19 protein-coding genes and 1 tRNA gene are annotated in these 22547 nt (G+C 65.0%); 18 read left to right on the forward strand and 2 right to left on the reverse strand.

From position 1 onward, the window contains the following. Positions 1–417: 417 nt before the first annotated feature. The 4 genes from CURSPS6_RS10495 to CURSPS6_RS10510 all read left to right on the forward strand — a co-directional run bounded on the left by CURSPS6_RS10495 (position 418) and on the right by CURSPS6_RS10510 (position 3837). On the forward strand, positions 418–1299 hold the full coding sequence (locus CURSPS6_RS10495) for a phage holin family protein (protein WP_030016019.1): 882 nt from the start codon (positions 418–420) through the stop codon (positions 1297–1299). 198 nt (positions 1300–1497) lie between these two features. Then, positions 1498–2682: a glycosyltransferase gene (locus CURSPS6_RS10500; RefSeq protein ID WP_030016020.1), complete on the forward strand. Its 1185-nt coding sequence runs from the start codon at positions 1498–1500 to the stop codon at positions 2680–2682. A 121-nt stretch (positions 2683–2803) separates the two neighbouring features. Next, positions 2804–2877, forward strand: a tRNA-Ile gene (locus CURSPS6_RS10505). A gap of 378 nt (positions 2878–3255) precedes the next feature. Beyond that, positions 3256–3837, forward strand: a complete 582-nt coding sequence (locus tag CURSPS6_RS10510; RefSeq protein WP_030016022.1) for a hypothetical protein — start codon at positions 3256–3258, stop codon at positions 3835–3837. Here CURSPS6_RS10510 and CURSPS6_RS10515 read toward each other — a convergent pair. After that, entirely contained in the window at positions 3831–4385 is a 555-nt protein-coding gene (locus CURSPS6_RS10515) for a M23 family metallopeptidase (protein WP_051687920.1), read from the reverse strand. The two genes, CURSPS6_RS10510 and CURSPS6_RS10515, sit on opposite strands and share 7 nt — an antisense overlap. A 386-nt stretch (positions 4386–4771) precedes the next feature. Between CURSPS6_RS10515 and rpsB the strand changes: the two genes are divergently transcribed. The 10 genes from rpsB (at position 4772) to CURSPS6_RS10565 (ending at position 15861) form a co-directional block, all read left to right on the forward strand. Further along, the gene (gene rpsB / locus CURSPS6_RS10520; RefSeq protein WP_030016025.1) at positions 4772–5614 is read left to right on the forward strand and encodes a 30S ribosomal protein S2; all 843 of its coding nucleotides are present in this window, start codon (positions 4772–4774) and stop codon (positions 5612–5614) included. A 110-nt stretch (positions 5615–5724) separates the two neighbouring features. Further along, complete coding sequence (tsf, locus tag CURSPS6_RS10525) at positions 5725–6555, forward strand: translation elongation factor Ts (protein ID WP_030016026.1); 831 nt, start codon at positions 5725–5727, stop codon at positions 6553–6555. Between the two features lie 117 nt (positions 6556–6672). Next, complete coding sequence (gene pyrH / locus CURSPS6_RS10530) at positions 6673–7407, forward strand: UMP kinase (protein WP_030016027.1); 735 nt, start codon at positions 6673–6675, stop codon at positions 7405–7407. 159 nt (positions 7408–7566) lie between these two features. Continuing rightward, positions 7567–8124: a ribosome recycling factor gene (frr, locus tag CURSPS6_RS10535; RefSeq protein ID WP_030016028.1), complete on the forward strand. Its 558-nt coding sequence runs from the start codon at positions 7567–7569 to the stop codon at positions 8122–8124. Next, positions 8124–8975 (forward strand): phosphatidate cytidylyltransferase, encoded by an 852-nt coding sequence (locus tag CURSPS6_RS10540; protein ID WP_035811072.1) that lies wholly within the window; start codon positions 8124–8126, stop codon positions 8973–8975. The genes frr and CURSPS6_RS10540 overlap by 1 nt, the downstream gene beginning before the upstream one ends. Positions 8976–9002: 27 nt before the next feature. Beyond that, a complete protein-coding gene (locus CURSPS6_RS10545; RefSeq protein WP_051687921.1) occupies positions 9003–9629 on the forward strand; it encodes a DivIVA domain-containing protein in 627 nt (208 codons plus the stop codon). A 112-nt stretch (positions 9630–9741) separates the two neighbouring features. Next, positions 9742–11568: an ABC transporter ATP-binding protein gene (locus tag CURSPS6_RS10550; protein ID WP_235503753.1), complete on the forward strand. Its 1827-nt coding sequence runs from the start codon at positions 9742–9744 to the stop codon at positions 11566–11568. A 130-nt stretch (positions 11569–11698) separates the two neighbouring features. Next, on the forward strand, positions 11699–13024 hold the full coding sequence (locus CURSPS6_RS10555) for a M50 family metallopeptidase (RefSeq protein ID WP_030016032.1): 1326 nt from the start codon (positions 11699–11701) through the stop codon (positions 13022–13024). A 13-nt stretch (positions 13025–13037) separates the two neighbouring features. Continuing rightward, the gene (locus CURSPS6_RS10560; protein WP_082470462.1) at positions 13038–13970 is read left to right on the forward strand and encodes a GNAT family N-acetyltransferase; all 933 of its coding nucleotides are present in this window, start codon (positions 13038–13040) and stop codon (positions 13968–13970) included. Between the two features lie 85 nt (positions 13971–14055). Beyond that, on the forward strand, positions 14056–15861 hold the full coding sequence (locus tag CURSPS6_RS10565) for a proline--tRNA ligase (RefSeq protein ID WP_030016034.1): 1806 nt from the start codon (positions 14056–14058) through the stop codon (positions 15859–15861). 117 nt (positions 15862–15978) lie between these two features. Here CURSPS6_RS10565 and CURSPS6_RS10570 read toward each other — a convergent pair whose 3' ends face one another. After that, entirely contained in the window at positions 15979–17034 is a 1056-nt protein-coding gene (locus tag CURSPS6_RS10570; RefSeq protein ID WP_030016035.1) for a hypothetical protein, read from the reverse strand. 122 nt (positions 17035–17156) lie between these two features. Here CURSPS6_RS10570 and rimP point away from each other — a divergent pair, with 122 nt between their 5' ends. The 4 genes from rimP (at position 17157) to infB (ending at position 22490) form a co-directional block, all read left to right on the forward strand. Further along, a complete protein-coding gene (rimP, locus tag CURSPS6_RS10575) occupies positions 17157–17780 on the forward strand; it encodes a ribosome maturation factor RimP (protein ID WP_051687922.1) in 624 nt (207 codons plus the stop codon). Positions 17781–17903: 123 nt separating this feature from the next. Beyond that, positions 17904–18911, forward strand: coding sequence for a transcription termination factor NusA (gene nusA / locus CURSPS6_RS10580; protein WP_030016037.1), 1008 nt, complete (start codon positions 17904–17906; stop codon positions 18909–18911). 131 nt (positions 18912–19042) lie between these two features. Next, positions 19043–19354 (forward strand): YlxR family protein, encoded by a 312-nt coding sequence (locus tag CURSPS6_RS12390; RefSeq protein ID WP_082470466.1) that lies wholly within the window; start codon positions 19043–19045, stop codon positions 19352–19354. A 187-nt stretch (positions 19355–19541) separates the two neighbouring features. Next, the gene (gene infB / locus CURSPS6_RS10585; protein WP_030016038.1) at positions 19542–22490 is read left to right on the forward strand and encodes a translation initiation factor IF-2; all 2949 of its coding nucleotides are present in this window, start codon (positions 19542–19544) and stop codon (positions 22488–22490) included. The last annotated feature ends 57 nt before the right edge of the window (positions 22491–22547 follow it).

Raw genomic sequence — 22547 nt, forward strand, 5'->3', positions numbered from 1 at the left:
GGCTGATCTTCTTGGGGGACATCGCCGACGCGGATGTCGGTCCCTGCCGACGTACTCCAGAGTACAGTTCGATGCTCGCGCGCCACAATGGATTTCAGGGATAGACCTCGAGATGGCCCCATCAAAGCGTCGTGGGTATCACGGTGAATTGTTCTCCCGGGGAGGTTTTCATGCCGAAAGAATGCCGCCAAGAACGAGAAACTCCTTTCGGCGGGGACGTCGCCGTGGCCCCGCCGGCGTCGGGACGATTCGCCCGGGTCACGGGGATCCGTCGGGCAAATCGATCAAGGCGGACGCAGGAAGGTTTTTCCACGGGAGGTGAAGAATCGGCGTTTTCCTAGTGCTCCAACTCTCGCGGAGGGCCAGTCGATGATAGGTTTAGCTGTGAAAATCAATGGCATTCACTAGGGAGGCTTGATGTCTCACTCCATCAATCACGGAGAGACCACCACCACGCAACGGCCCCGTTCCTATCGGGGCGGCTTGAGCTCCCTGAAGGCCGGGGCAAGTCAGGTCATGGGGATCGGCAAGGTCGCGACCCGCCTGGGCCCCAAGCAGATCAAGGACGAGCTGCAGATCGCCAAGCTCGAGATGAAGGACAAGGGGATCAAGCTTGGAGTCGGCGCGGCATTCGTCGCGGTCGGCCTGGTGTTCCTCTTGTTCGCAACCATCGCGCTAATCGGTGCCGCTATTGCCGGCCTCGCGACGATCATGCCGCTGTGGCTTTCGGCCCTGCTGTTTGCGGCCCTGTTCATCGTGCTGTTGGCGATCTTCGCCCTGATCGGCCTGCTCAAGATCAAGAAGCAGATGCCGCTCAAGCCCGAGTCGGCCATCTTCGGTTTCCTCTACGACCTCGGCGTTGCCAAGGAAGGCTCCTCCTACACCTCGAGCCGCTTGCGTCGCGAGATGAAGGAGAAGCAGGAGGCCAAGGCCGAGGAGAAGCAGCAGGCCAAGGCGGAAAAGAAGCGCCAGGAGAAGTCCGGTCAGGTTCCGGAGAACCCGCAGCCGACCCAGGACCAGCTCGAGCAGCGCACCAAGGCACGTCGCGATCACCTCAAGACCCTCCGCGACGACTTCGGTCAGCAGTTCTCTTCCGTGAAGTCCTCCGCGACCGGCCTTGCCGAGAAGTCCTCGGCCGACGCCAAGTCGGCTCCGGACCGTGCCAAGGCCGCCGCGTCGAACCTGGGTAGCAACGTCTCGGATCCGGAGAACCTCAAGGCTCGTTGGAAGCCGCTGACGGCCCTGGCCGTCTCGGTCGGAGCGTTCTTCGTGTTCTTGGGTCGCCTGTTCAAGAAGTAGGCGGATCACCCGGCGATCGGCCGGAGACCTGACGACGACGCCCGTCCTCCTCCGGGAGGGCGGGCGTCTTTGCATGCCCGGGGCACCATGACTGACGCCTCACCCGCAGGGTTTGAGGCCGCCCCCGAGGCGCCCGGTAGACTGTCAGGGATTGTCTTCGCCCTGTTCCTCAATGAGCCAACGGAATGACAGGTATTCATGAACGCGAGTCCCCTTAAGATCTTGATCGGCGCGGATACGTACCCGCCCGATATCAACGGTGCGGCCCAATTCGGCCATCGCCTGGCCGTGGGAATGAGGGACCGCGGCCACGAAGTGCACGTCATCGCCGGGCGAGCCTCGGACGGGCCGTCCTATGACATCGAGATCGACGGAATTCACGAGCATCGCCTCCGGTCGCACCGGCCGCCGACGCATCCGTACTATCGGCTGTGTTTCCCGTGGGAGGTCCAGCGCCGGGTCGGGCGCATTCTCGACGAGGTGAAGCCGGACGTCGTTCATATTCAGTGCCACTACATCGTGGGACGCATGATCTCGTGGGCCTGCAAGCGTCGGGGGATCCGGTTGATCTCGACCAATCACTTCATGCCGGAAAATCTGAATCCTTTCCTGCCATTCCCGGAGCTGGCGCTCAAATTCATCGCCTACTGCTCCTGGAAGGACATGGAACGGGTCCTGGGGCGGGCCGATCACGTCACCACGCCTACCCCGATCGGCGCCAAGGCGATGCACGATCACGGATTCGTGACTCCCGTGATTCCGGTGTCCAACGGCATCGATTCGGCACGCTACGAGCTGGAACCTGGCGAGGTCATCGCCAAGCGTGACCACCCCGTGGTGTTCTTCGCCGGTCGCTTGGCGGTCGAAAAGAATATCGACGTTCTGATTCGGGCGATCGCGCTCTTGCCGGCCGAGCTCAACGCCCATCTGGAGCTCGCTGGGACGGGGGAGATCGAGGACGATCTGAAGTCGCTTGCGCGGACGCAAGGAGTCGAAGATCGCGTGCACTTCTTGGGGTTCGTTTCTGATGCCGAGCTGCGTGAGGGTTATCTTCGCGCCGACGTCTTTTGCCAGCCGGGCACCGCGGAGCTTCAGTCCCTCGTCAGCTTGGAAGCGATGTCCGCGTCCCGGCCCCTCGTCCTGGCCGACGCGCTGGCCCTTCCGCACCTGATCCGCGACGGCCAGAACGGGTACCTCTTCGAGCCCGGGAACGCTCAGGATCTCAGCGAGAAGCTCGCCCTGGTCCTGGAGGCTTCCCCTGAGACCCGCCGACGGATGGGTGAGGTCAGCCACGAGATGGTCCAGAAGCACTCGGTCGAGAAGACGTGGGACGCCTTCGAGGCCATGTACCGCGGCGAATACCGGGGGCCGGAGGCTCGGTAGACCGTCCGGCAGGCCCCCATGGGGGCGTGTGTCGGCGCAGGTTCCGGGCCGACGCGCGATCGCGGATACGGTAAGCTGTGAAGCTGTTCGTGGCGACCTCGTGCGGCGCGAATACCACTACGGGGGGTTAGCTCAGCTGGTCAGAGCAGAGGACTCATAATCCTTTGGTCGCGGGTTCAAGCCCCGCACCCCCTACCGAAACCCCGCCCTCCAGGCCGTACGGCCCGGAGGGCGGGGTTTTTTCGTCTTCTTATCGCGCGACCGCCGAACCCACGGCGCCAGGCCGGGGCTTGCCTCGTTGGGTCCTCGTTCCGGCAGGTACCGAATTTCCGCGGCCCCGGCCGAAGGTCAGGTTTTCGGCTCCGCCGGCCGATAGCGGGGCGGGCGCCGGCTCCTTCTTGTTGGCCTCGACGATACGCTCGACCGGGCCCGTTGGCGGGAGACAAAGGCGGCATATCTTGTTACCTTTAAGAATATAAATAATTATTTGAGTAAAAATTCGTTCGGCGTTTAAGGTTTTGGCGACGCCGACGAATACCGGTTCATCATTCCCGACCCCTCGGGGAGGCGCTCATGAGCGACCATCACGTCAGCCGGCGGAGTTTGGCGCGCGGCGCGGTGTGGTCTGTGCCCGTCGTGGCCTCAGCGGCGGCGGTACCCGCCGTGGCTGCCTCGCCGACCAATCCCGACCTCGCGGTCCTTTTCGACGGAGGCGGCGGGGCCAACGGGTTTCTCAATAGCACTTACCTGAATCTCGGGGTTCCAGCGGCCAATAGTCCGATCACCTTGCAGGCGACGCTGACCGTCGTGATTAACGTGGTGGGCCTGCTGGAAACCGCGACGGATGAACGGTCCTTTTCGGCAGGGTCGAGTTATGGGTCCATCACGCGGGATAGTTACAACTCGGCCACCCGGACCACGGTCATCACCTGGACCCTTCCGGCGGGAACTCAGATTCCGAAGATCGGCACGGGGACCAGCGTTCCGGACGTCCTGTTTACCTTTCGCGATGGCGCGTCTCGTGCCGGTCGTATCACCAACAAGCTGGTGGTGGCGAGCGTGTCCGGGGGAACCATCGTGAGCCCGCAAACGGTCCCGGTGGATTCCACGATCGTCAAGGACGTCAGCGGCGTGAGCCCGGACGGCATCTACTGATCGCGGGGGACGGGCTCACCCGGCGGTGGGCTCTGACTCCCCGGCGCGGAGATTTTCGAGGGAACCGGCCACAGCGCCGAGGGCGAGGCGGCGCCGACGAAGAGGAGCGGGTTGAGGTAGCCGGTCACGTCGCGAACGCTCCAGTACAGACACGACCCGCAGGGGGCGTGCAACTGTTCCGGGTCGCGTCGGGCGATCACGTCACCCGCCGCGACCCGGCGACCGACGTCGGCAGCATCCGTGAGCGGCTCGAAGCTGACCTTGTGCCCGTCGTCGGTGGCGAGTGTCAGCACGCGACGGTCGACCACCCAGCCGGAAAACTCGATGACGCCGGAGGTGGGGGAGTGAACCTCCTGGCCGAAGGCGGCGGCGAGGTCCACCCCGCGATGACCCGGCAACCACGGCCGCGCCGGCAGATCGAACGGACGGGCCACCGAGGGGACCGGCGTCAACGGCCAGGACCAGCGCGGAAGGCCCCGTGCGGCGGTGGCCGGAAAAATCAGCGCGAGCACGGCGGCCACCACGAGGAAGCGGGAGAGTCGAGACATGTCATCAGTCAAGCGCTGACCCACCGCCGCCTTCCGGGCGTGCGCCCTGCACGCCCGCGACGTGTGGATAACTGTGATCCAGATCGGCGATTCCGCGGCCTGTTGGCAAGGATTCGTACTGTATAGTGGCCATAGCAGTGGCACGATTGTGCCCACTGACTTCGCGTGATCGTCGCGCCCTCTTACGAGGTGCGGCGCCCACCAGCGGTCCGTCGCCTCGAGGCGTCGGGAAAGGTGGGCTTTGATCCGCCGCGTCACGAATGCGGTGGTGATCGTCGATCGCCAGGAACGACGAAGGACTCATTCCTTCGCGTGATGAACCGATAACTACAACGATGGTGCGGGACCCTAAGGCACATGGGACGCGCCATCACAAAGGAGACGACATGCCCGTCGTAACTATGCGCCAGCTCCTCGATTCCGGTGTCCACTTCGGTCACCAGACCCGTCGGTGGAACCCGAAGATGAAGCGTTTCATCTTCACCGAGCGCAATGGCATCTACATCATTGACCTTCAGCAGTCGCTCGAATTCATCGATCGCGCCTTCGAGGCCGTCAAGGCCACCGTTGCTCACGGCGGCACGATCCTGTTCGTCGGCACCAAGAAGCAGGCCCAGGAAGCGATCGCCGAGCAGGCGACCCGCGTCAACATGCCCTACGTCAACCACCGCTGGTTGGGCGGCATGCTGACCAACTTTGCGACCGTGTCCAAGCGCATCGATCGCATGAAGGAACTCGAGCAGGTCGACTTCGACGACGTCGCTGCCTCGCAGTACACCAAGAAGGAACTGCTCCTGCTGCGTCGCGAGTTCGAGAAGCTCGAAAAGACCCTGGGCGGTATCCGCAACCTGACCAAGGCTCCCTCGCTCCTGTGGGTCGTCGACACCAAGAAGGAACACCTCGCGGTCGACGAAGCTCAGAAGCTGGGCATCCCGGTCGTCGCCATCTTGGACACCAACTGCGATCCGGACGAAGTCGCCTTCCCGATCCCGGGCAACGACGACGCCATCCGCTCCGTGAACCTGCTGACCCGCGTCGTCGCCGACGCCGTCGCCGAGGGCCTCCTCGAGCGCAACAAGAAGCAGTCCGGTAAGGAAGACGCGCCGGAAGAGCCCATGGCAGAGTGGGAGAAGGAACTCCTCGAGCAGCACGAAGCTCAGAAGGCCGCCGAGGCCGAGAAGGGTTCCGAGACCGAAGCCGCCGAGAAGACCGAATCGACGTCCAACTAAGTCAACCTGATCGGCTCACCACGGGGTGAGCCGCCCAGATTCCGCGGGGCCGGGCCATTCCGGCCCGGCCCCGCGTCCACGTGTTCCAGACACAAACCAAAGGAGTTCACATGGCGAACTACACCGCAGCTGACATCAAGGCTCTGCGCGAGCGCACCGGTGCCGGCATGCTCGACGTCAAGAAGGCCCTGGACGAGGCCGAGGGCGACCAGCAGAAGGCTCTGGAGATCATCCGGGTCAAGGGCCTCAAGGGCGTCACCAAGCGTGAGGGTCGCGCGACCGCGGAGGGCCTCGTCGCCGCCCGCGTCGACAACGGCGTTGGCTACCTCGTTGAGGTCAACTCTGAGACCGACTTCGTGGCCAAGTCCGCACCGTTCATCGAATTCGGCAACTCCGTCCTCGACGCCGCCGTCAGCGCCGGCGCCGACAACCTCGAAGACCTCCTCAAGGCCACCTCGAACGGCAAGACCGTCGAGGAGCAGGTGACCGAGGCAGGCGCGCTGCTGGGCGAGAAGGTCGTCGTTCGTCGCGTGGCTCGCCTCGAGGGCCAGAACGTTGCCGTGTACCTGCACAAGACCTCCAAGGACTTGCCGGCACAGGTTGGCGTTCTGCTCTCCGTCGAAGGCGAGAACACCGACGAGGTCGCTCACGACGTCGCCGTGCACATCGCCGCGATGTCCCCGAAGTACCTGGACGAGTCCGGGATCCCGGAGGACCAGGTCGAGTCCGAGCGCCACATCGCCGAGGAGACCGCTCGTTCCGAGGGCAAGCCCGAGAAGATCATTCCCCAGATCGTCCAGGGACGCCTGAAGGGCTTCTTCAAGGAGAACACCCTGCTCGATCAGGACTTCGCCAAGGACTCCAAGAAGTCCGTGGCGCAGGTTCTCGAGGAGGCGGGCGCCAAGGCCACCGGCTTCGTGCGTTTCCGCGTCGGAAACTAATCACTGTCGATTGCGCAGAGGGAGCGTCCACCGCGTGTGGGCGCTCCCTCTTTGCGTAAGCTAAGCAACAGAGCAGCACTCACACGAGAACACGGGGCATTTCGCCCGGGAGGATCCATGTCCGTCAATTCTGCAACGTCACACGAACCGCACCGTCGTCGGGTTCTGCTGAAGCTCTCTGGAGAGGTCTTCGGCGGCGGCAAGGTCGGCATCGACACCGAGGTGGTCCGCCAATTCGCCGAGCAGATCGCCTCGACGGTCGGTCAGGCCGAAACCTCGATCGTGGTGGGAGGCGGCAACTTCTTCCGGGGTGCGGAGCTCTCCTCCGCCGGGTTGGACCGCTCGCGCGCGGACTACATGGGGATGCTCGGCACCGTCATGAATTCGCTGGCGCTGCAGGACATCCTCGAACAGTCCGGGGTGGACACGCGCGTTCAGTCCGCGATCGAGATGGCCCAGGTCGCCGAGAACTACATTCCCCGTCGGGCCATCCGGCACATGGAAAAGGACCGCGTGGTGATCTTCGGTGCCGGCGCGGGACTGCCGTACTTCTCGACCGACACCGTGGCCGCACAGCGCGCCCTGGAGATCGGGGCCGACGAGGTGCTGGTCGCCAAGAACGGCGTCGACGGCGTCTACACCGCCGATCCGAAGGTGGACCCCGAGGCGCAGCGCCTCTACCACCTGACCTACGACGAAGCCCTGCAGCGGAACATCCGGGTCATGGACCAGACGGCGTTCAGCCTCTGCAAGGACAACAACGTCACGATGCGCGTGTTCGGGATGCAGGGCGAGGGAAACGTCGCTCGCGCGATCCTGGGCGAAGAGATCGGGACCCTGGTCACGGCGTAAGCCCCAGCCATGTCCGTAGGGTTCGCGAGGATTGGCGCTGGATCGCTAAACTGGACCACGGAGACTGCGGCCGGCGTGCCCGCCCCCAGGGTGGGGCACGCCGAGGTCGCGTAAGCGGGCCGCCCCCGGGGCGCGTCCACACCAAATGAGGAGACCGAATTGATCGAAGATTCACTGTCAGAAGCCAAAACCAAGATGGGCAAGGCGGTGGACTCCGCCAAGGAGGACTTCGCGTCGGTCCGCACCGGGCGGGCGAACCCTTCCTTGTTCTCGGGACTCCTCGTGGATTACTACGGCGCCCCGACGCCGCTCCAGCAGCTGGCATCGTTCCAAAACCCCGAGGCCCGCACCCTCCTCATCACGCCGTACGACAAGTCGGCGCTGGGCGACATCGAAAAGACTCTTCGCAATTCGGACCTCGGCGCCAACCCGGCTAACGACGGCAACGTGATCCGTGTGGTCATGCCCGAGCTGACCGAGGAACGCCGTAAGGAATACGTCCGCATGGTCTCCGGCAAGGCCGAAGACGCCCGCGTGTCCGTGCGCAACATTCGCCGCACGGCCAAGACCGCCATCGAGAAGGCCGTCAAGGACGGCGACGCCGGCGAGGACGAGGGCAACCGCGCCGAGAAGGAACTCGAAGAACAGACGAAGAAGCACATCGAGCAGATCGACGAGCTGCTCAAGCGCAAGGAAGCGGAGCTCCTGGCAGTCTGATGACTTCACCCATCGAGCCCTCGGCCGAACCCGAGAAGAAGAAGTCTCGGGCGGGCCGCGACCTGCCGGCGGCGATCGGGGTCGGCGTGACCCTGATCGTGCTCGTCGTGATCGGGTTGTTCTTCGTCCCCCTCGTGATGGTGCTGGTCGCCTCGGCGGCGGCCGGCGTCGGCACGTGGGAGGTAGGGCAGGCTCTCAACCAGAAACGGGGGATGCGCGTCCCGCTCATCCCCGCGGTGATCACGGGGACGCTCTTCCCCTTCGCCGCCTATTTCGGCGGGGGAGACGCTCTCATCCTCTCCGTGCTGGGCTCCGTCAGCCTCGTGACCCTCTGGCGGGCCTTCAGCCGCAAGGACGGCATGCTGTTGTCGATCATGGGCGGCATCTTTGTGATGAGCTGGGTGCCGTTCATGCTCGCGCTGGCCGTCTTGATCTTCCGGGACGTCGACGGCCCCGCAAAGGTCTTCACCATCGTCCTCATGGCGATCGGCAATGACACGTGGGGCTATATCGCCGGGGTCCTGTTCGGTAAGCATCCGATGGCGCCGAAGATCAGCCCCAAGAAGACCTGGGAGGGCTTCGCCGGGTCCATGATCGGCTCGATGATCGTGGGCGTCCTGTGCGCCCTGTTCCTGTTGCACCAGCCGTGGTGGCACGGGATCGTGATCGCGGGGCTCCTGGTCATCGTGTCGACAGTCGGCGACCTCGCCGAGTCCATGGTCAAGCGGGAGATCGGGATCAAAGATATGAGCAACCTGCTCCCCGGCCACGGAGGAGTCATGGACCGGCTCGACTCGATTGTCTTCGCCGCTGCCATCGGGTACGTGATTTTCGCCGTCCTGCTGGCCTGAGCCGAGCAACTGAATTTGGAGGAACCCATGAACGGATCGTCTGCCGCCACACCCGCGGAGGAAGACCGCACCATCTCGGCCCTGCGGGATCCGGGCCAGCCCAGGCGCGTCGCGAAGGGTCGGCAGGGATATTCTCCCGAGGCCGTCGACGAGACCCTGGATCGTCTCGAGCGAGACCTGGAACAGCTGACCCAAGACCCCTCGGCCCCGACGATCCAGGCCGAGGAAGTCCGCCGAATCACCTTCGCGAACCAGCGTGGCGGGTACGATCCCGCCGAGGTCGACGCGCTCATGGACGACTATGACGATCGATTCGCGGAGGCGGAAAACCAGGCGTACCGTCACAGCCAGGGCGAGCAAGCATGGCACGACTACACGGCGTCGCTCGCGGACCTGGTCATGGGACGGCTCAAGAGGGCAAACGGGGAGCGCTTCCGGCGCCCGGCCCGACGCCGCGTCGAAGGGTACTTCGTCGGCGACGTCGACGACCTCTGCAACCGTCTCCTGGGCTATTTTCGAGACGCGGAACACGTGGAGCCGACGGTGATTCGCGAGGCCTCCTTTCGCCCCGCGACCAGGAAACATGCTTACGATGAGGCGCAGGTAGACGCCTTCCTCGACACCGCGATTCGTCTGATCCACGCCCTGCGCTAAGAGCGCGGGGCAAGCTCTCCGGTGCCGGGGCCCACGGAACACCCCGCCGCTATCCCCCGCGGGGTGGCGACCCCGGCACGAGGAGACCATTATCAAGAGCATTTTTCGCATCATGAGGGCCACGGGGTCCTTGTGGCCCTATTACCTCGTGATTCTGCTGTGCTCGATCTTCACGGCCATCGCGTCGCTGGCCACCCCCTTCGTCCTCAAATTCGCGACCGACGCCGTGGTCGCCTCGCTCAATGGCGAGGGCGGCTCCACGGTGAGGACCATTTTCACCTTTGCGGGCCTGTACCTAGTGGTCCAGCTCTTCATGACCATCGTGTCGAATTACGGCGGGTACAAAGGCGACATCATGGGCCAGAAGATGCGGTCCCTGCTCTCGACTCGGTATTTTCACAAGCTCCTGAGCCTGCCGCAGAGCTACTTCGATACGCAGCTCACGGGCACCGTTGTCTCGCGGCTCAACCGGTCCATCGCGGAGGTCACGTTCTTCATCAAGTCGATGTCGAATAACTTCTTCTCGATGATCGTCACGACCGTCGCCGTCCTGGTCGTGATGTTTATCTATTACTGGCCGCTCGCGGTCCTGCTTCTCATCATCTATCCGTCCTACCTCTGGCTCACGGGGCTGACCAGCAGGAAGTGGCAGGTCTGGGAGAAAGACAAGAACGATCACGTGGACCGGGCCGGTGGCCGGTTCAACGAGGTCATCTCGCAGCTGAGGGTCGTGAAGTCCTTCGGCACACAGGCGCGGGAGCTGGCCGGCTTTGCCGGACACTTCACCTCCACGGTCTCGCTGACGGAGAGCCAGTCCAAGCACTGGCACAGCATGGACGTCTACCGGCGGGCCATTCTGAACCTGGTCTTCTTCGCGATGTACCTGCTGATCTTTTGGAAGACGCTGACCCGCGAGTTCTCCCTGGGCGACATGGTCCTGATGATCCAGCTCATGGCGATGGCCTCCCAGCCGGTCTCGATGCTGTCCTGGATCATCGATTCGGCGCAGCGCGCGGTGGCCGGTTCGCGGGAATATTTCGAGGTCATGAGCCTGCCCGACGATCCGCGGGCGGCCTCGGTGATTCCCCCGACCGTAACCTCGACGATCGACGCGGTCCGTTCCGGCTCCGGGGAGGCCGCCGAGACGGGTTCTCGGCAGCTTCCGGACCCGGTCATCGAATTCCACGGCGTCGACTTCGCCTACGACAACGAGCAACCCGTTCTGCACGGCATCGACCTGTCCATCCGCCGCGGGGAGAAGATCGCCTTTGTCGGGGAATCCGGCGGGGGCAAATCGACCCTGATGTCCCTGCTCCAGGGGTTGTACATGCCCACCAGCGGATCCGTGCGGGTGGCGGGCTTCGACACCTCGACGTCGACCCTCGGGCAATTGCGCTCCGCGATGGGAATGGTCTTTCAGGACGCCTCGCTGTTTTCCGGGACGATCGCCGAGAACATCGCCTATGCGCGACCCGACGCCCCGAGGGAAGCGATCATCGACGCGGCCCGGCAAGCCAACGCGGACGTGTTCGTCCAAAGGTTCACCGACGGGTATGACTCGCTGATCGGGGAGAGGGGCTTGAAGCTCTCGGGCGGCCAGAAGCAACGCATCGCGGTCGCCCGGGCCATCCTCAAGGATGCGCCGATCCTGATCCTCGACGAGGCGACCAGCGCCTTGGACACGCGGTCGGAGCGCATCGTCCAGGATGCCCTCGATCGGCTCATGGTTGGCCGGACGAGCCTGATTATTGCCCATCGGCTCTCGACGATCTCTTCGGTCGACAGGATCGTGACGCTGGAGAACGGCCGGATCCTTGAGACGGGCACCCCGGCCGAACTGGCCCAGTCCGGGGGCGTCTACGCCGAGCTGCTACGCCTCCAGATGTCCGCGAGCGCGGCGGACCGGAAGCGGCTCAAAGAATTCGGGATCGTGGGGTAGCGATCGTCCAGGAATCGTCCACGGTACGCCCGGAGGGGCAACGTAGAATCGACCGGGGCGGAGCGCCCGAGGAAACACAGAACGGAAAACGCAGGTGGATCTTTCACACATCGTGGGCGGCTCGTGGCTCATGTTCGTGGTCGGCGTCGTCATCATGGCCGTCGGGATCGCGCTGTCCATCGCGCTGCACGAGGTCGGGCACCTCATCCCGGCCAAACTCTTCAACGTGCGCGTCACGCAGTACATGATCGGTTTTGGCAAGACCTTGTTCTCGCGGCGCCGCGGGGAAACGGAATACGGCGTCAAGGCCATTCCGCTGGGCGGCTACATTTCGATGATCGGCATGTACCCTCCCGACCGCGACGGGGAAAAGATCACCGCGGATTCCACCGGGCTCTTTCAACAGATGGCCTCGGAGACCCGCAGCATGGAGGCCGAAAGGCTCCAGCCGGGCGACGAGAACAGGCAGTTCTATCAGCTGCCCATCTGGAAGCGAATCATCATCATGCTCGGCGGACCGTGCATGAACCTGCTGATCGGCGTCGTGTGCCTCAGCGTGGTCGTGATGGGCTTTGGAACGAGCCAACCCACCACGAACGTCGCCTCGGTGAACCAATGCATCCACAAGGTCGAGGTGGGGGACCAGAACCAGTCGACCAGCTGTTCGGCGGATGACCCGGATTCCCCGGCCTACCAGGCGGGGATGAAGCCTGGCGATCGCATCGTCACCTTCGCCGGCCAGGACATCACCTCCTGGGAGCAGCTCAGCCGTCTGATCAAGGAACACGGGGGCCAGAAGGTCCCGATGAGCCTCGAGCGCGACGGAACCACGGTCGAGACGACCATTTCGCCGATCGTCACTCCCCGTCCGGTCACCGATGCCGCGGGAAATCCGACCCGGGACGCCAACGGGCAATACGTGACCGAAGACGTCGGGTTCATCGGCATCAGCCCTCGTCAGGATCTGCAGCCGGGCAGCATCGCCGAGGTTCCGCCGGTGATCGGCCAGACCTTTACCCAAATCGGCGGCGTGATCGTCAAGCTGCCCGTGCGGGTGTGGGAGGTCGGGGTCGCCCTGTTTACCCAGCAGGAACGTCCCGCGGATTCCCCGATGTCGGTCGTCGGCGTCGGCCGCGTCGCCGGGGAAGTGGCGGCCACCGAGAACATCACGACCGAAACCAAGGCGGCGTACCTGGTCTCCGTGCTGGGCACCTTGAATTTCAGCCTGTTCGTGTTCAACCTGATTCCGCTTCTGCCACTTGACGGAGGCCACGTGGCGGGCGCGCTCTGGGAGGGGATCCGCCGACGCTGGGCGCGTTTCCGGAAGAAGCCCGATCCCGGTCACTTCGACCCGATCCGGTTGCTGCCGTTGACCTACGTCGTGGCGGTCGCCTTCATCGGCATGTCGGTGTTGCTCATCGCCGCGGACATCTTTGACCCGGTGAAGATCTTCTGATGGGGGCCGCCGCATGGTGAAATTCTGGGCTCAACGAGCAGACCGCATGAACGGGCCAACGGTCCGACCGCTGACGGTCGAGGACACCGATGCCCTGTTGGAGATGATTCACGACAGCCCCGTGTCGAATCTCTTTCCGCTGGAGCACTACGAACGCATCGGCCTGCCTCGCCCGAGTTTTTTGACCAAAATGCATTCGGCGTCGCCTTTCGTGGGCGTCTTTGAGGACACGCCGGACGAGGAATTTCCCGTGCTCCGGGGATGCGTCTGGTTCGGCGTCAACATCGTTCCGCTGCATCTGGAACCTCGTCACGTGCCGCGGGTCGCGGACTATATCCTGCGCACCCGCAAGCGTCCGGCCTCCGTTTTCGGCCCCGCCGAATTCGTGATGCCCCTGTGGGAGCTGCTGCGCGGGACCTTCCCGACGCCGTTCGACGTGCGGCCGCATCAGCCGCTGCTGGTTCAAACCGACCTCGAGGGCTCGCCGAGGATTGCCGAGAGGGCCTCGGCGCCGGGCCTGTCGAGGGTGCGATGGGCCGACGAGGAGGACGTCGAGGCGTTGGTCCCGGCCAGCGTCTCGATGTTTACCGAAGAGGTCGGGTACTCTCCGCTGAGCCGCGACCCCGAGGGATATCTCCGGCGCGTCCGGGAGACGGTCCGCTCGGGGCGGACCGTCCTGGCCACCGACCTCGACGGAGATGTGATCTTCAAGACGGACCTGGGCCTCGCGACGCAGGGCATGTGTCAGTTGCAAGGGGTGTGGCTCGCGCCTCGGCTCCGGGGGCAAGGGCTGTCCGAATCGTTCCTGGCGCAGGCGTGCGAGCTGATTCGTCCCAGGTTTCCGACGATCAGCCTGTACGTCAACGATTACAACTCCCCGGCACGCTCGTTGTACAAGGCGGTCGGTTTCGAGGAAATCGGCGCATTCTCGACGGTCTTGTTGTAAATCCCGGAATGGTATGTACCGGTCGGTCGCCTCATCTAGACTTGCCCCAGAGAAGTTCGTCTACACAGAGAAACGGATACATTAGTTGGCCATTCGCCTTTCCTCGCTTTTCCTCCGCACGTTGCGCGAAGACCCTGTTGACGCGGAGGTCGACAGCCATAAGCTGTTGGTGCGCGCGGGGTATATTCGTCGGGCCGCGCCCGGCATCTATTCGTGGTTGCCCCTCGGGTTGAAGGTTCTGACCAAGGTCGAGAACATCGTCCGCGAGGAAATGGACGCGATCGGTGCGCAGGAGGTGCACTTCCCGGCGCTGTTGCCGCGGGAGCCCTACGAGACCTCCAATCGCTGGGTCGAGTACGGCGAGAATCTGTTCCGCCTCAAGGACCGCAAGGGCGCCGACTACCTGCTCGCCCCGACGCACGAGGAAATGTTCACCCTGCTGGTCAAGGACATGTACTCCTCGTATAAGGACCTGCCGGTTTCTCTGTACCAAATCCAGACCAAGTACCGCGATGAAGCCCGTCCTCGCGCCGGGTTGCTGCGCGGACGAGAGTTCATCATGAAGGACTCGTACTCCTTCAGCGTCGACGACGAAGGGCTGGACGAGGCCTACCTGGCTCACCGGGCCGCGTACCAGCGCATTTTCCGGCGTCTCGGCGTCGAGATCGTCATCGTGCGCGCGCAGTCGGGGGCCATGGGAGGTTCGCGGTCCGAGGAATTCCTGCACCCGACTCCCGTCGGGGAGGACACCTTTGTCCGTTCCGACGGCGGATACGCCGCCAACGTGGAGGCCGTCACAACGGTTGCCCCCGAGCCGATCGACGCCTCGGGCCTGCCCGCGGCGCACGTCGAAGAGACCCCGGATTCTCCGACGATCGAGACCCTCGTGGCGCAGTCGAACGCCCTGCATCCGCGGGCGGAGGGCCAGTGGACCGCGGCGGATACGCTGAAAAACCTCCTGGTGTCGGTCACGCTGCCGACCGGCGAGAAGCAGATCGTGGGCGTCGGGGTCCCCGGTGATCGCGGGGTCGACCTCAAGCGTCTCGAGGTCGGGTTGGGTGACCTCCTCGGCGTGGGAGGCGAGGTGGACGTCGCCCAGGCCGGCGACGAGGACCTGCGCCGTTACCCGATGCTGGTCAAGGGTTACATCGGGCCCGGCCTGAGCCTCGACGCGGCGACCCTCGGGGCCGAGTCCATCACGGGCATTCCGTACTTCGTCGATCCCCGCGTGGTCGAGGGTTCCTCCTGGATCACCGGCGCTAACCTGCAGGGCCGCCACGTCTACGACCTGGTCGCCGGACGAGACTTCTCCTGGGACGGCGTCGTCGAAGCGTGTGAAGTTCGAGAAGGCGACCCGGCCCCCGACGGATCCGGTCCGCTTCGTACGGCCCGGGGCATCGAGATGGGTCACATCTTCGCCCTCGGCCGCAAGTATGCCGATGCCCTGGGGCTGCGCGTACTCGACTCCCACGGCAAGCTCGTGACCGTCACCATGGGCTCCTACGGCGTCGGGGTGACCCGGGCCCTGGCGGCCATCGCGGAGTCGAACCACGACGAGCGCGGGCTGATCTGGCCTCGCAACCTGGCCCCGGCCGACGTTCACGTGGTCGCCGCCGGCAAGGGCGAAGAGATCATGAACGGCGCGGAGAGCATCGTCTCGGAGCTCGAGCGTTCGGGGCTCCAGGTGATCTTCGACGATCGTCCCAAGACGTCTCCCGGCGTGAAATTCGGCGACGCCGAACTCCTGGGCGTGCCCACGATCGTGGTCGTGGGGCGCGGCTTCAAGGACGGCCTGATCGAGATCAAGGACCGGGCCACCGGGCAGGCACGCGAGGTCGCGGTGGACGCCGCGACCCAAGAAGTCCTGAAAGACGTTCGCTCGGAGAACTGACGAGGAGGCGGGCCCGCGATTCACGCGGGCCCGCCTTTTTCTTTTAACGTCGGGAGCCCTGAGGCCCGGAAGCGACCGATTGCTCGGCCGGCCGCGGGGCGGCCGACACCGCCCGCATCAGGTTCCCGGCAGGGCGGGAACGTCCGCGTCGACCTGCGCGGCGAGGGCCGTGTTGAGGGCCAGGGAATTGGCGCCCCACGCACGCCACGACCGAGCGCCGGTGGCATCGCCGGAGGCGGCCGGTTCCGACCTGACGACGGACAGCGATTGCTGGGCCAGATGCTTCGCCTGATCCGAGAGAACGCCGGACGGATCCGTTTCCTCCGTCCCGCTCACGGAGTAGGCGGCTTGGGGCTGGGGGATCGTTGAGCAGTGCCGGCCGAGGCCCGCTCGCAACTGGCCGAGCTGGGCGTCGTGAACCGCTGCGGACCCGCCGAGGTAGGCGGTGGTGTCTTCCGGCAGATGATCCACGTCGGAGCGGGCCTGATAGTAGGACTCGGCCCACGTGGACCGATACAGGCCCGTGAGCACCGCGGAGAGCCCTTCGGAGTCCTCGGCGTCGGGATCCTTCGATGCCGAGCCCTGGTTGCTCGACGCTCCCGACGGCGAAGCCCGCGCGTCGCCGGAGGCGGCCGGGCAGAGGCCCGACGCGTCGAAGGTATCGCCCCTCGACAGGCCCGTCATGGAGGCCAAGCTCTGGGAACCCGCGGACTTCGGGTCCGCGACCTGCTGGAGCGTTCCGTCGAGTTGCCGCGCCGAGGCCCAGTGGCTGACGGCCATCGAGACCAGGGTCGCCTGCTCGTCGGGGTCGATGCCTTGCGTCCCGGACAGGACGTAGAGTTTTTTCGCGGACCCATCGAGCCGGGCGGCCGCGCTGGAGGTCGTGAGCTTCTCGGCGTCGTGATCCGCCCGGGCCTCCTCGACCGCCGTGCGGTTCAAGGCCTCGAGCTGGTCGGAAATGTCATGACCCAACGCCTCTTTGGACTGCGCGGGGAGATCCGATCCGTCGAGGCTTTCCTGGAGCGTCTTGAGTTCGACCGCCGCATTGTGCTGAGCGTCGTATCCGGCGTCGTGATGGTTCAGACGCCACCAGGCGTACCCGGCGATGGCTCCCAGGATCAACAGAACAACCACGAGAATCGTGAAGACGGTCTTGCTGAGGGTGGCTCTCATCCGGATGAACTTCTCTCGTGCGCGGTTTCCTGTGGCAAATCACCATCATCGCACGTCAAGGTTGGTGACGGGCCGCGATATTCTGTGACGAGAACCGGAAGACACTACGACAGGGAGGTCTCGTGGCCAATACATCCTCGAACTCTTCGGCGCGCGGCAAGAGTCCCTCGCGCGAACGACGCCGTCTGGCCCGTGAAAAGGCCAACGCCTCGTACTCGGACCAAGCCCATCCCCGTAATCACCTCGCCGACAGCGTGAGCCTCGCGGAGATTCGAGCGACTCTGCGCCCCGTCGCGGAGGAGTTTGGACTGGTCATCGAGGAGGTGACGGCCCGCGGCGCCGGAAAGAGCCAGACGCTGACGATCGTGGTGGACCTCCAGGAGGACGAGGTCGGCAGCGTGGCTCTCGACACCATCTCCGAGGTGTCGGGCGCCATGTCCGAGGCCATGGACACGGTCGATAACGACCCCGAGGAAGCCTATTTCCTCGAGGTCACCTCGCCCGGCGCCACGCGAAAGCTCGTCGAGCCGCGCCACTGGAAACGGTCCCGCGGGCGCTTGATATCGGTCAAGACCGTCGCGGGGGAGAGCTTCGTGGCCCGACTCGAAGACACCGACGGGAGCCGGGCCACGATCGCGAAGAGGGTTGAGACCCCCAAGGGCGTTCCGGAGAAGTATCGGGACCCCGAAGAGATCGATCTGGCCGACGTCGCGACGGCTCGCGTCGAGCTGGAGTTCAACCACTAGACGGGGACCGCTAGAATAGGTCGGAACACATGGGCCACCGGTGATTTCTGCCGGGGCCGGACCAGGTGCCGGGGCGCGGGAGCGTCCCGGTGCTTTGGCACATAGAGCAAGGAAAGGCCAGCAATGGACATCGATATGAGCAACCTCCGACTCTTGGAGAAGGAGCGTGACATCCCCGTCGATCAGCTGATCGAGATGATCGAGTCCGCCCTGTTGCTGGCCTACGAGAAAAATCCGGGGGCGATCCGCAACGCGCGAGCGGTGATCGACCGGTCCTCGGGCCACGTGAGCATCATGGCGCCCGAGATCGACGAGGACGGGACCGTCATCGGCGACTTCGACGACACACCGCGGAATTTTGGGCGGATTGCCGCGGCCACGGCCCGCCAGGTGATCTTCCAGCGACTCCGTGAGGCCGAGGACAACCAGGTCCTGGGGGACTTCCGGGACCGCGAGGGGCAATTGGTCTCCGGTCAGGTTCAGCAGGGCGGGCGTTTCGACACGGTCCAGGTGGACCTCGGCACGGTCGAGGGCGTTCTGCCTCCCCACGAGCAGGTCCCGGGGGAGTCTTACCCCCACGGTTCGCGCATCCGCGCCTTCGTGGTGGAGGCCCGGCGTGGCTTCAAGGGCCCGTCCATCACGCTCTCGCGCTCCCACCCGGATCTGGTGCGTCGCCTCTTCGAACACGAGGTTCCCGAGATCGAGGACGGCTCGGTCGAGATCATGTCGATCGCTCGTGAGGCGGGGCACCGGACCAAGATCGCCGTCCGCGCGACCAGGGAAGGCATCAACGCCAAGGGCTCGTGCATTGGCGAGATGGGCTCGCGTGTCCGGGCCGTGACCTCCGAGTTGAATAACGAAAAGATCGACATCGTCAGCTATTCGGACGACCCGGCGGCCTACATCGCGGGCGCGTTGAGCCCCGCCAAGGTCGCGAAGGTCGACATCGATCCCCAGGGGCGTTTTCAGGCTCGTGCCATCGTCCCGGACGACCAGCTCTCGCTCGCGATCGGCAAAGAAGGCCAGAACGCTCGTCTCGCAGCGAAGCTGACGAACTGGCGCATCGACATCGTCTCCGAGTCGAAGGCAAAGGCCAACGCCCGCGCCGCGGAAACGGGAGACGCCGAGTAATCGTCCTCACAGTGAGCATGCCGTTCGCCTCATCGTTGGGGTAAAAGGCGGCCTAGGGGATAGACTGAACACGATCATCGACTCTGCTCGGCAACCCACCGAGCATGTTCGTGCCGGAAAGGGGAGGTTTCATGTCTTCCCCCGCCGGCATTCGGACGTGCATCGGGTGCCGTAGCACCGAAGATCGCACCGCACTAGTACGTGTGGTCCTCCACGGGCCACCCGGGGAGCGGGCGGGCGTCGTCGTTCTGGACCCTCAGGGGAATCGGAGCGGTCGCGGCGCGTGGCTGCATCCATCCCGGGAATGTCTGGACCGGGCACTCAAGACCAGGGCTTTTGCCAGGTCGTTCCGTGCCCGGGTGGATACCGGAGACCTGGAACGACTGTGGGACGCGGACGAAGAGTCCGGCCCGAGCGTCGAGGTCCGCGGGGACCAGTCCTAGCTGAATCAACGGGCGAGAGCCTGAAGAAAGCGAGAAGAAAACCGATGGAAACCCGATGAGTGCCGCGCAATGAGTACTTCACTGTGCTTGCAAACGGCGAATCCCGGAGCGGTCTCTTGATCGCCGGGAATCTTATACGGAATTAACGGTTTGTGCCTGTCTCGGCGCAAACCGAGACAGGAGTAATGTGGCCAAGCCCCGCGTTCACGAGCTCGCGAAAGAGCTCAACATCACCTCAAAGGAAGCGATCGCCAAGCTTCAAGATCTGGGCGAATTCGTTCGAGGTGCATCCTCCACGGTGGAACCCCCCGTGGTGAAGAAACTGCGCGCCGCCTTCGCGGATCGCGCTCAGGGATCCGGCAAGGGCGCTTCCGGCGCCCAGGATTCCGCACAGTCCAAGCCCGCCGCGCCCAAGCCTGCTGCCGCGAAGAAGCCGGCTTCCGAAGGCTCGGCTCCCAAGCCGGGCGAGAAGCCCGCTCCCAAGCCGGCAGCATCGGCACCGACGCCCGGCCCGAAGCCGGCGGCCACTCCCGCATCCGCGGGAAAAACCGCTCCCAAGCCTGGCGCTGCCTCGACCGGTAGCGAGCCCCAGGCCGAAGCCCCGGCCGATAAGCCCGAGGCTCCTCAGGAAACTCCGGAAGAGGCCCCCAAGCCCGCGGGCAATGCGCCCAAGCCGGGTGCGGCGCGCCCCGGTAATAACCCGTTCAGTTCGCAGCAGGGCATGAAGGGCGAATCTTCGGCCCCGAAGCCCGGCGCGCCCACCCCCGGGCCGCGTCCGGCCGCATCGCGCGGCACGGCTCCCAAGCCCGGCGCCCCGCGTCCGGGAAATAACCCGTTCAGCTCGCAACAGGGCATGCGCGGAAGCGGCCAGGGCAATCGCCGTGGCGGACCGCGCCCCGGCCAGGGTCAGGGAGGCCAGGGCGGTCCCCGTCCCGCCGCTCGCCAGGGCCAGGGTGGCCAAGGCGGCCAGGGTGGCCCCCGTCCGGGGGCTCCCGCCGGTGGCCAGCGCGGCAACGCGCCTCGCCCCGCGGCGGCCCCGAGCGGTGGGAATCGTCCGAGCCCCAACATGATGCCTGCCAAGATGCCCACGGGCGTCGGCGGACGCCCTGGCGGAGCCTCGGGCGGAAATAACGGACCCCGTCGCGGCGGACCCAGCGCCGGCGGCCCTCCCCGTGGAGGCGGTCGCGGTCGCGGCAACGCCCAGGGTGCTTTCGGGCGGGGCAACTCGCGCCGCAAGCAGCGCAAGTCGAAGCAGGCAAAGCGTCATGAGTTGGAGCAGATGCAGGCACCGTCGGCAGGCGGCGTCGTTGTTCCCCGTGGCAATGGGGAAACCGTGGTGCGGATGCGCCGCGGTGCGTCGCTCATGGACTTCGCCGAGAAGATTAACGCCAACCCGGCCGCGCTGGTGACCATCCTCATCCACCTCGGTGAGATGGCTACCCAGACCCAGTCCCTCGACCAGGAAACCTTCGAGTTGCTGGGCGAGGAGCTGGGCTACAAGGTCCAGATCGTCTCGCCGGAGGACGAGGAGCGCGAGCTCTTCGAGTCCTTCGACATCAACCTGGACGCCGAGCGCGAAGCCGAGACCGAAGAGCAGCTGGAGGCTCGTCCCCCGGTAGTCACGGTCATGGGCCACGTCGACCACGGTAAGACCCGTTTGCTCGACGCGATCCGTCACACCAACGTGATCGAGGGCGAGGCCGGTGGCATCACCCAGCACATCGGTGCGTACCAGATCACGACCACCGTCGAGGATGAAGAGCGCCTGCTCACGTTCATCGACACCCCCGGTCACGAGGCCTTCACGGCCATGCGTGCCCGCGGTGCCAAGGTCACGGATATCGCGGTTCTGGTCGTGGCGGCCGATGACGGCGTCATGCCCCAGACGGTCGAGGCGCTCAACCACGCCCAGGCGGCCGGCGTGCCGATCGTGGTCGCGGTCAACAAGATCGATAAGGAAGGCGCGAACGCGGACAAGGTCCGCGGTCAGCTGACCGAGTACGGTCTGGTCCCCGAGGAATACGGTGGCGACACCATGTTCGTCGACGTTTCGGCTCGCCAGAACCTCAATATCGATGAGCTTCTCGAGGCCGTCTGCCTGACCGCCGACGGTGCGCTTGAGCTCCTGGCCAATCCGGATAAGGAAGCCCGCGGCGTCGCGATCGAGGCCAACCTGGACAAGGGCCGCGGCGCGGTCTCGACCGTCTTGGTTCAGTCCGGTACCTTGCACGTCGGCGACTCGATCGTCGCGGGTGTGGCCCACGGCCGCGTTCGTGCGATGTTCGACGAAAACGGCCAGAACGTGGACGAGGCCGGTCCCTCGCGCCCCGTGCAGGTCCTTGGCCTGTCCACGGTTCCGCGCGCCGGCGATACGTTCCTGTCCACGCAGGAGGAGCGCACCGCCCGGCAGATCGCCGAGAAGCGTGAAGCCGCCGACCGCAACGCCCAGCTGGCCAAGCGCCGCAAGCGCGTCACGCTTGAGTCCTTCGACGAGGCCGTGGCCGAGGGCAAGATGGACACGCTCAACCTCATCATCAAGGGCGACGTTTCCGGTGCCGTCGAGGCGCTCGAGGATTCGCTGCTCAAGATCGAGGTCGGCGACGGCAACGAGGTGCAGCTGCGGGTCATCCACCGCGGCGTCGGCGCCATCACGCAGAACGACGTCAACCTGGCGACCGTGGACAACGCGATCATCATCGGCTTCAACGTTCGCCCCGCCGAACGCGTTGCCGATCTCGCCGATCGTGAAGGCGTGGAGATGAAGTTCTACAGCGTCATCTACCAGGCCATCGACGAGGTCGAGCAGGCCCTCAAGGGCATGCTCAAGCCTGAGTACGAAGAGGTCGAGCTCGGTTCGGCAGAGGTCCGCGAGGTCTTCCGCTCGTCCAAGTGGGGCAATATCGCCGGTTCGATCGTCCGCAGCGGTCTCATCCGTCGCAACGCGAAGGCGCGTCTGGTGCGCGACGGCAACGTCGTCTCCGACTCGCTCACGATCGAGTCGCTGCGTCGCTTCAAGGACGACGCCACCGAGGTTCGCGAAGGTTACGAGTGCGGTATCGGGCTCGGATCCTTCAACGACGTCAAGGAAGGCGACATGATCGAGACCTGGGAGATGCGGGAAAAGCCCCGCGACTGACGCCGGGTCGCACACGAGTCGTCGACGACTCGTGAAGTATCGGGCCGATGTCCAGGG

The organism is Curtobacterium sp. S6, from assembly GCF_000710345.2.
Lineage (GTDB): Bacteria > Actinomycetota > Actinomycetes > Actinomycetales > Micrococcaceae > Rothia.

Bases quoted from the DNA above. Each gene is read 5' to 3' on its own strand.
- CURSPS6_RS10570 (WP_030016035.1), bottom strand. From the start codon at position 17,034: ATGAGAGCCACCCTCAGCAAGACCGTCTTCACGATTCTCGTGGTTGTT.
- CURSPS6_RS10545 (WP_051687921.1), top strand. From the start codon at position 9,003: ATGAACGGATCGTCTGCCGCCACACCCGCGGAGGAAGACCGCACCATC.
- CURSPS6_RS10560 (WP_082470462.1), top strand. From the start codon at position 13,038: ATGGTGAAATTCTGGGCTCAACGAGCAGACCGCATGAACGGGCCAACG.
- CURSPS6_RS10550 (WP_235503753.1), top strand. From the start codon at position 9,742: ATGAGGGCCACGGGGTCCTTGTGGCCCTATTACCTCGTGATTCTGCTG.
- CURSPS6_RS10555 (WP_030016032.1), top strand. From the start codon at position 11,699: ATGTTCGTGGTCGGCGTCGTCATCATGGCCGTCGGGATCGCGCTGTCC.
- CURSPS6_RS10540 (WP_035811072.1), top strand. From the start codon at position 8,124: ATGACTTCACCCATCGAGCCCTCGGCCGAACCCGAGAAGAAGAAGTCT.
- tsf (WP_030016026.1), top strand. From the start codon at position 5,725: ATGGCGAACTACACCGCAGCTGACATCAAGGCTCTGCGCGAGCGCACC.
- CURSPS6_RS10510 (WP_030016022.1), top strand. From the start codon at position 3,256: ATGAGCGACCATCACGTCAGCCGGCGGAGTTTGGCGCGCGGCGCGGTG.
- CURSPS6_RS10515 (WP_051687920.1), bottom strand. From the start codon at position 4,385: ATGTCTCGACTCTCCCGCTTCCTCGTGGTGGCCGCCGTGCTCGCGCTG.
- CURSPS6_RS10495 (WP_030016019.1), top strand. From the start codon at position 418: ATGTCTCACTCCATCAATCACGGAGAGACCACCACCACGCAACGGCCC.
- pyrH (WP_030016027.1), top strand. From the start codon at position 6,673: ATGTCCGTCAATTCTGCAACGTCACACGAACCGCACCGTCGTCGGGTT.
- CURSPS6_RS12390 (WP_082470466.1), top strand. From the start codon at position 19,043: ATGTCTTCCCCCGCCGGCATTCGGACGTGCATCGGGTGCCGTAGCACC.
- CURSPS6_RS10500 (WP_030016020.1), top strand. From the start codon at position 1,498: ATGAACGCGAGTCCCCTTAAGATCTTGATCGGCGCGGATACGTACCCG.
- rpsB (WP_030016025.1), top strand. From the start codon at position 4,772: ATGCCCGTCGTAACTATGCGCCAGCTCCTCGATTCCGGTGTCCACTTC.
- nusA (WP_030016037.1), top strand. From the start codon at position 17,904: ATGGACATCGATATGAGCAACCTCCGACTCTTGGAGAAGGAGCGTGAC.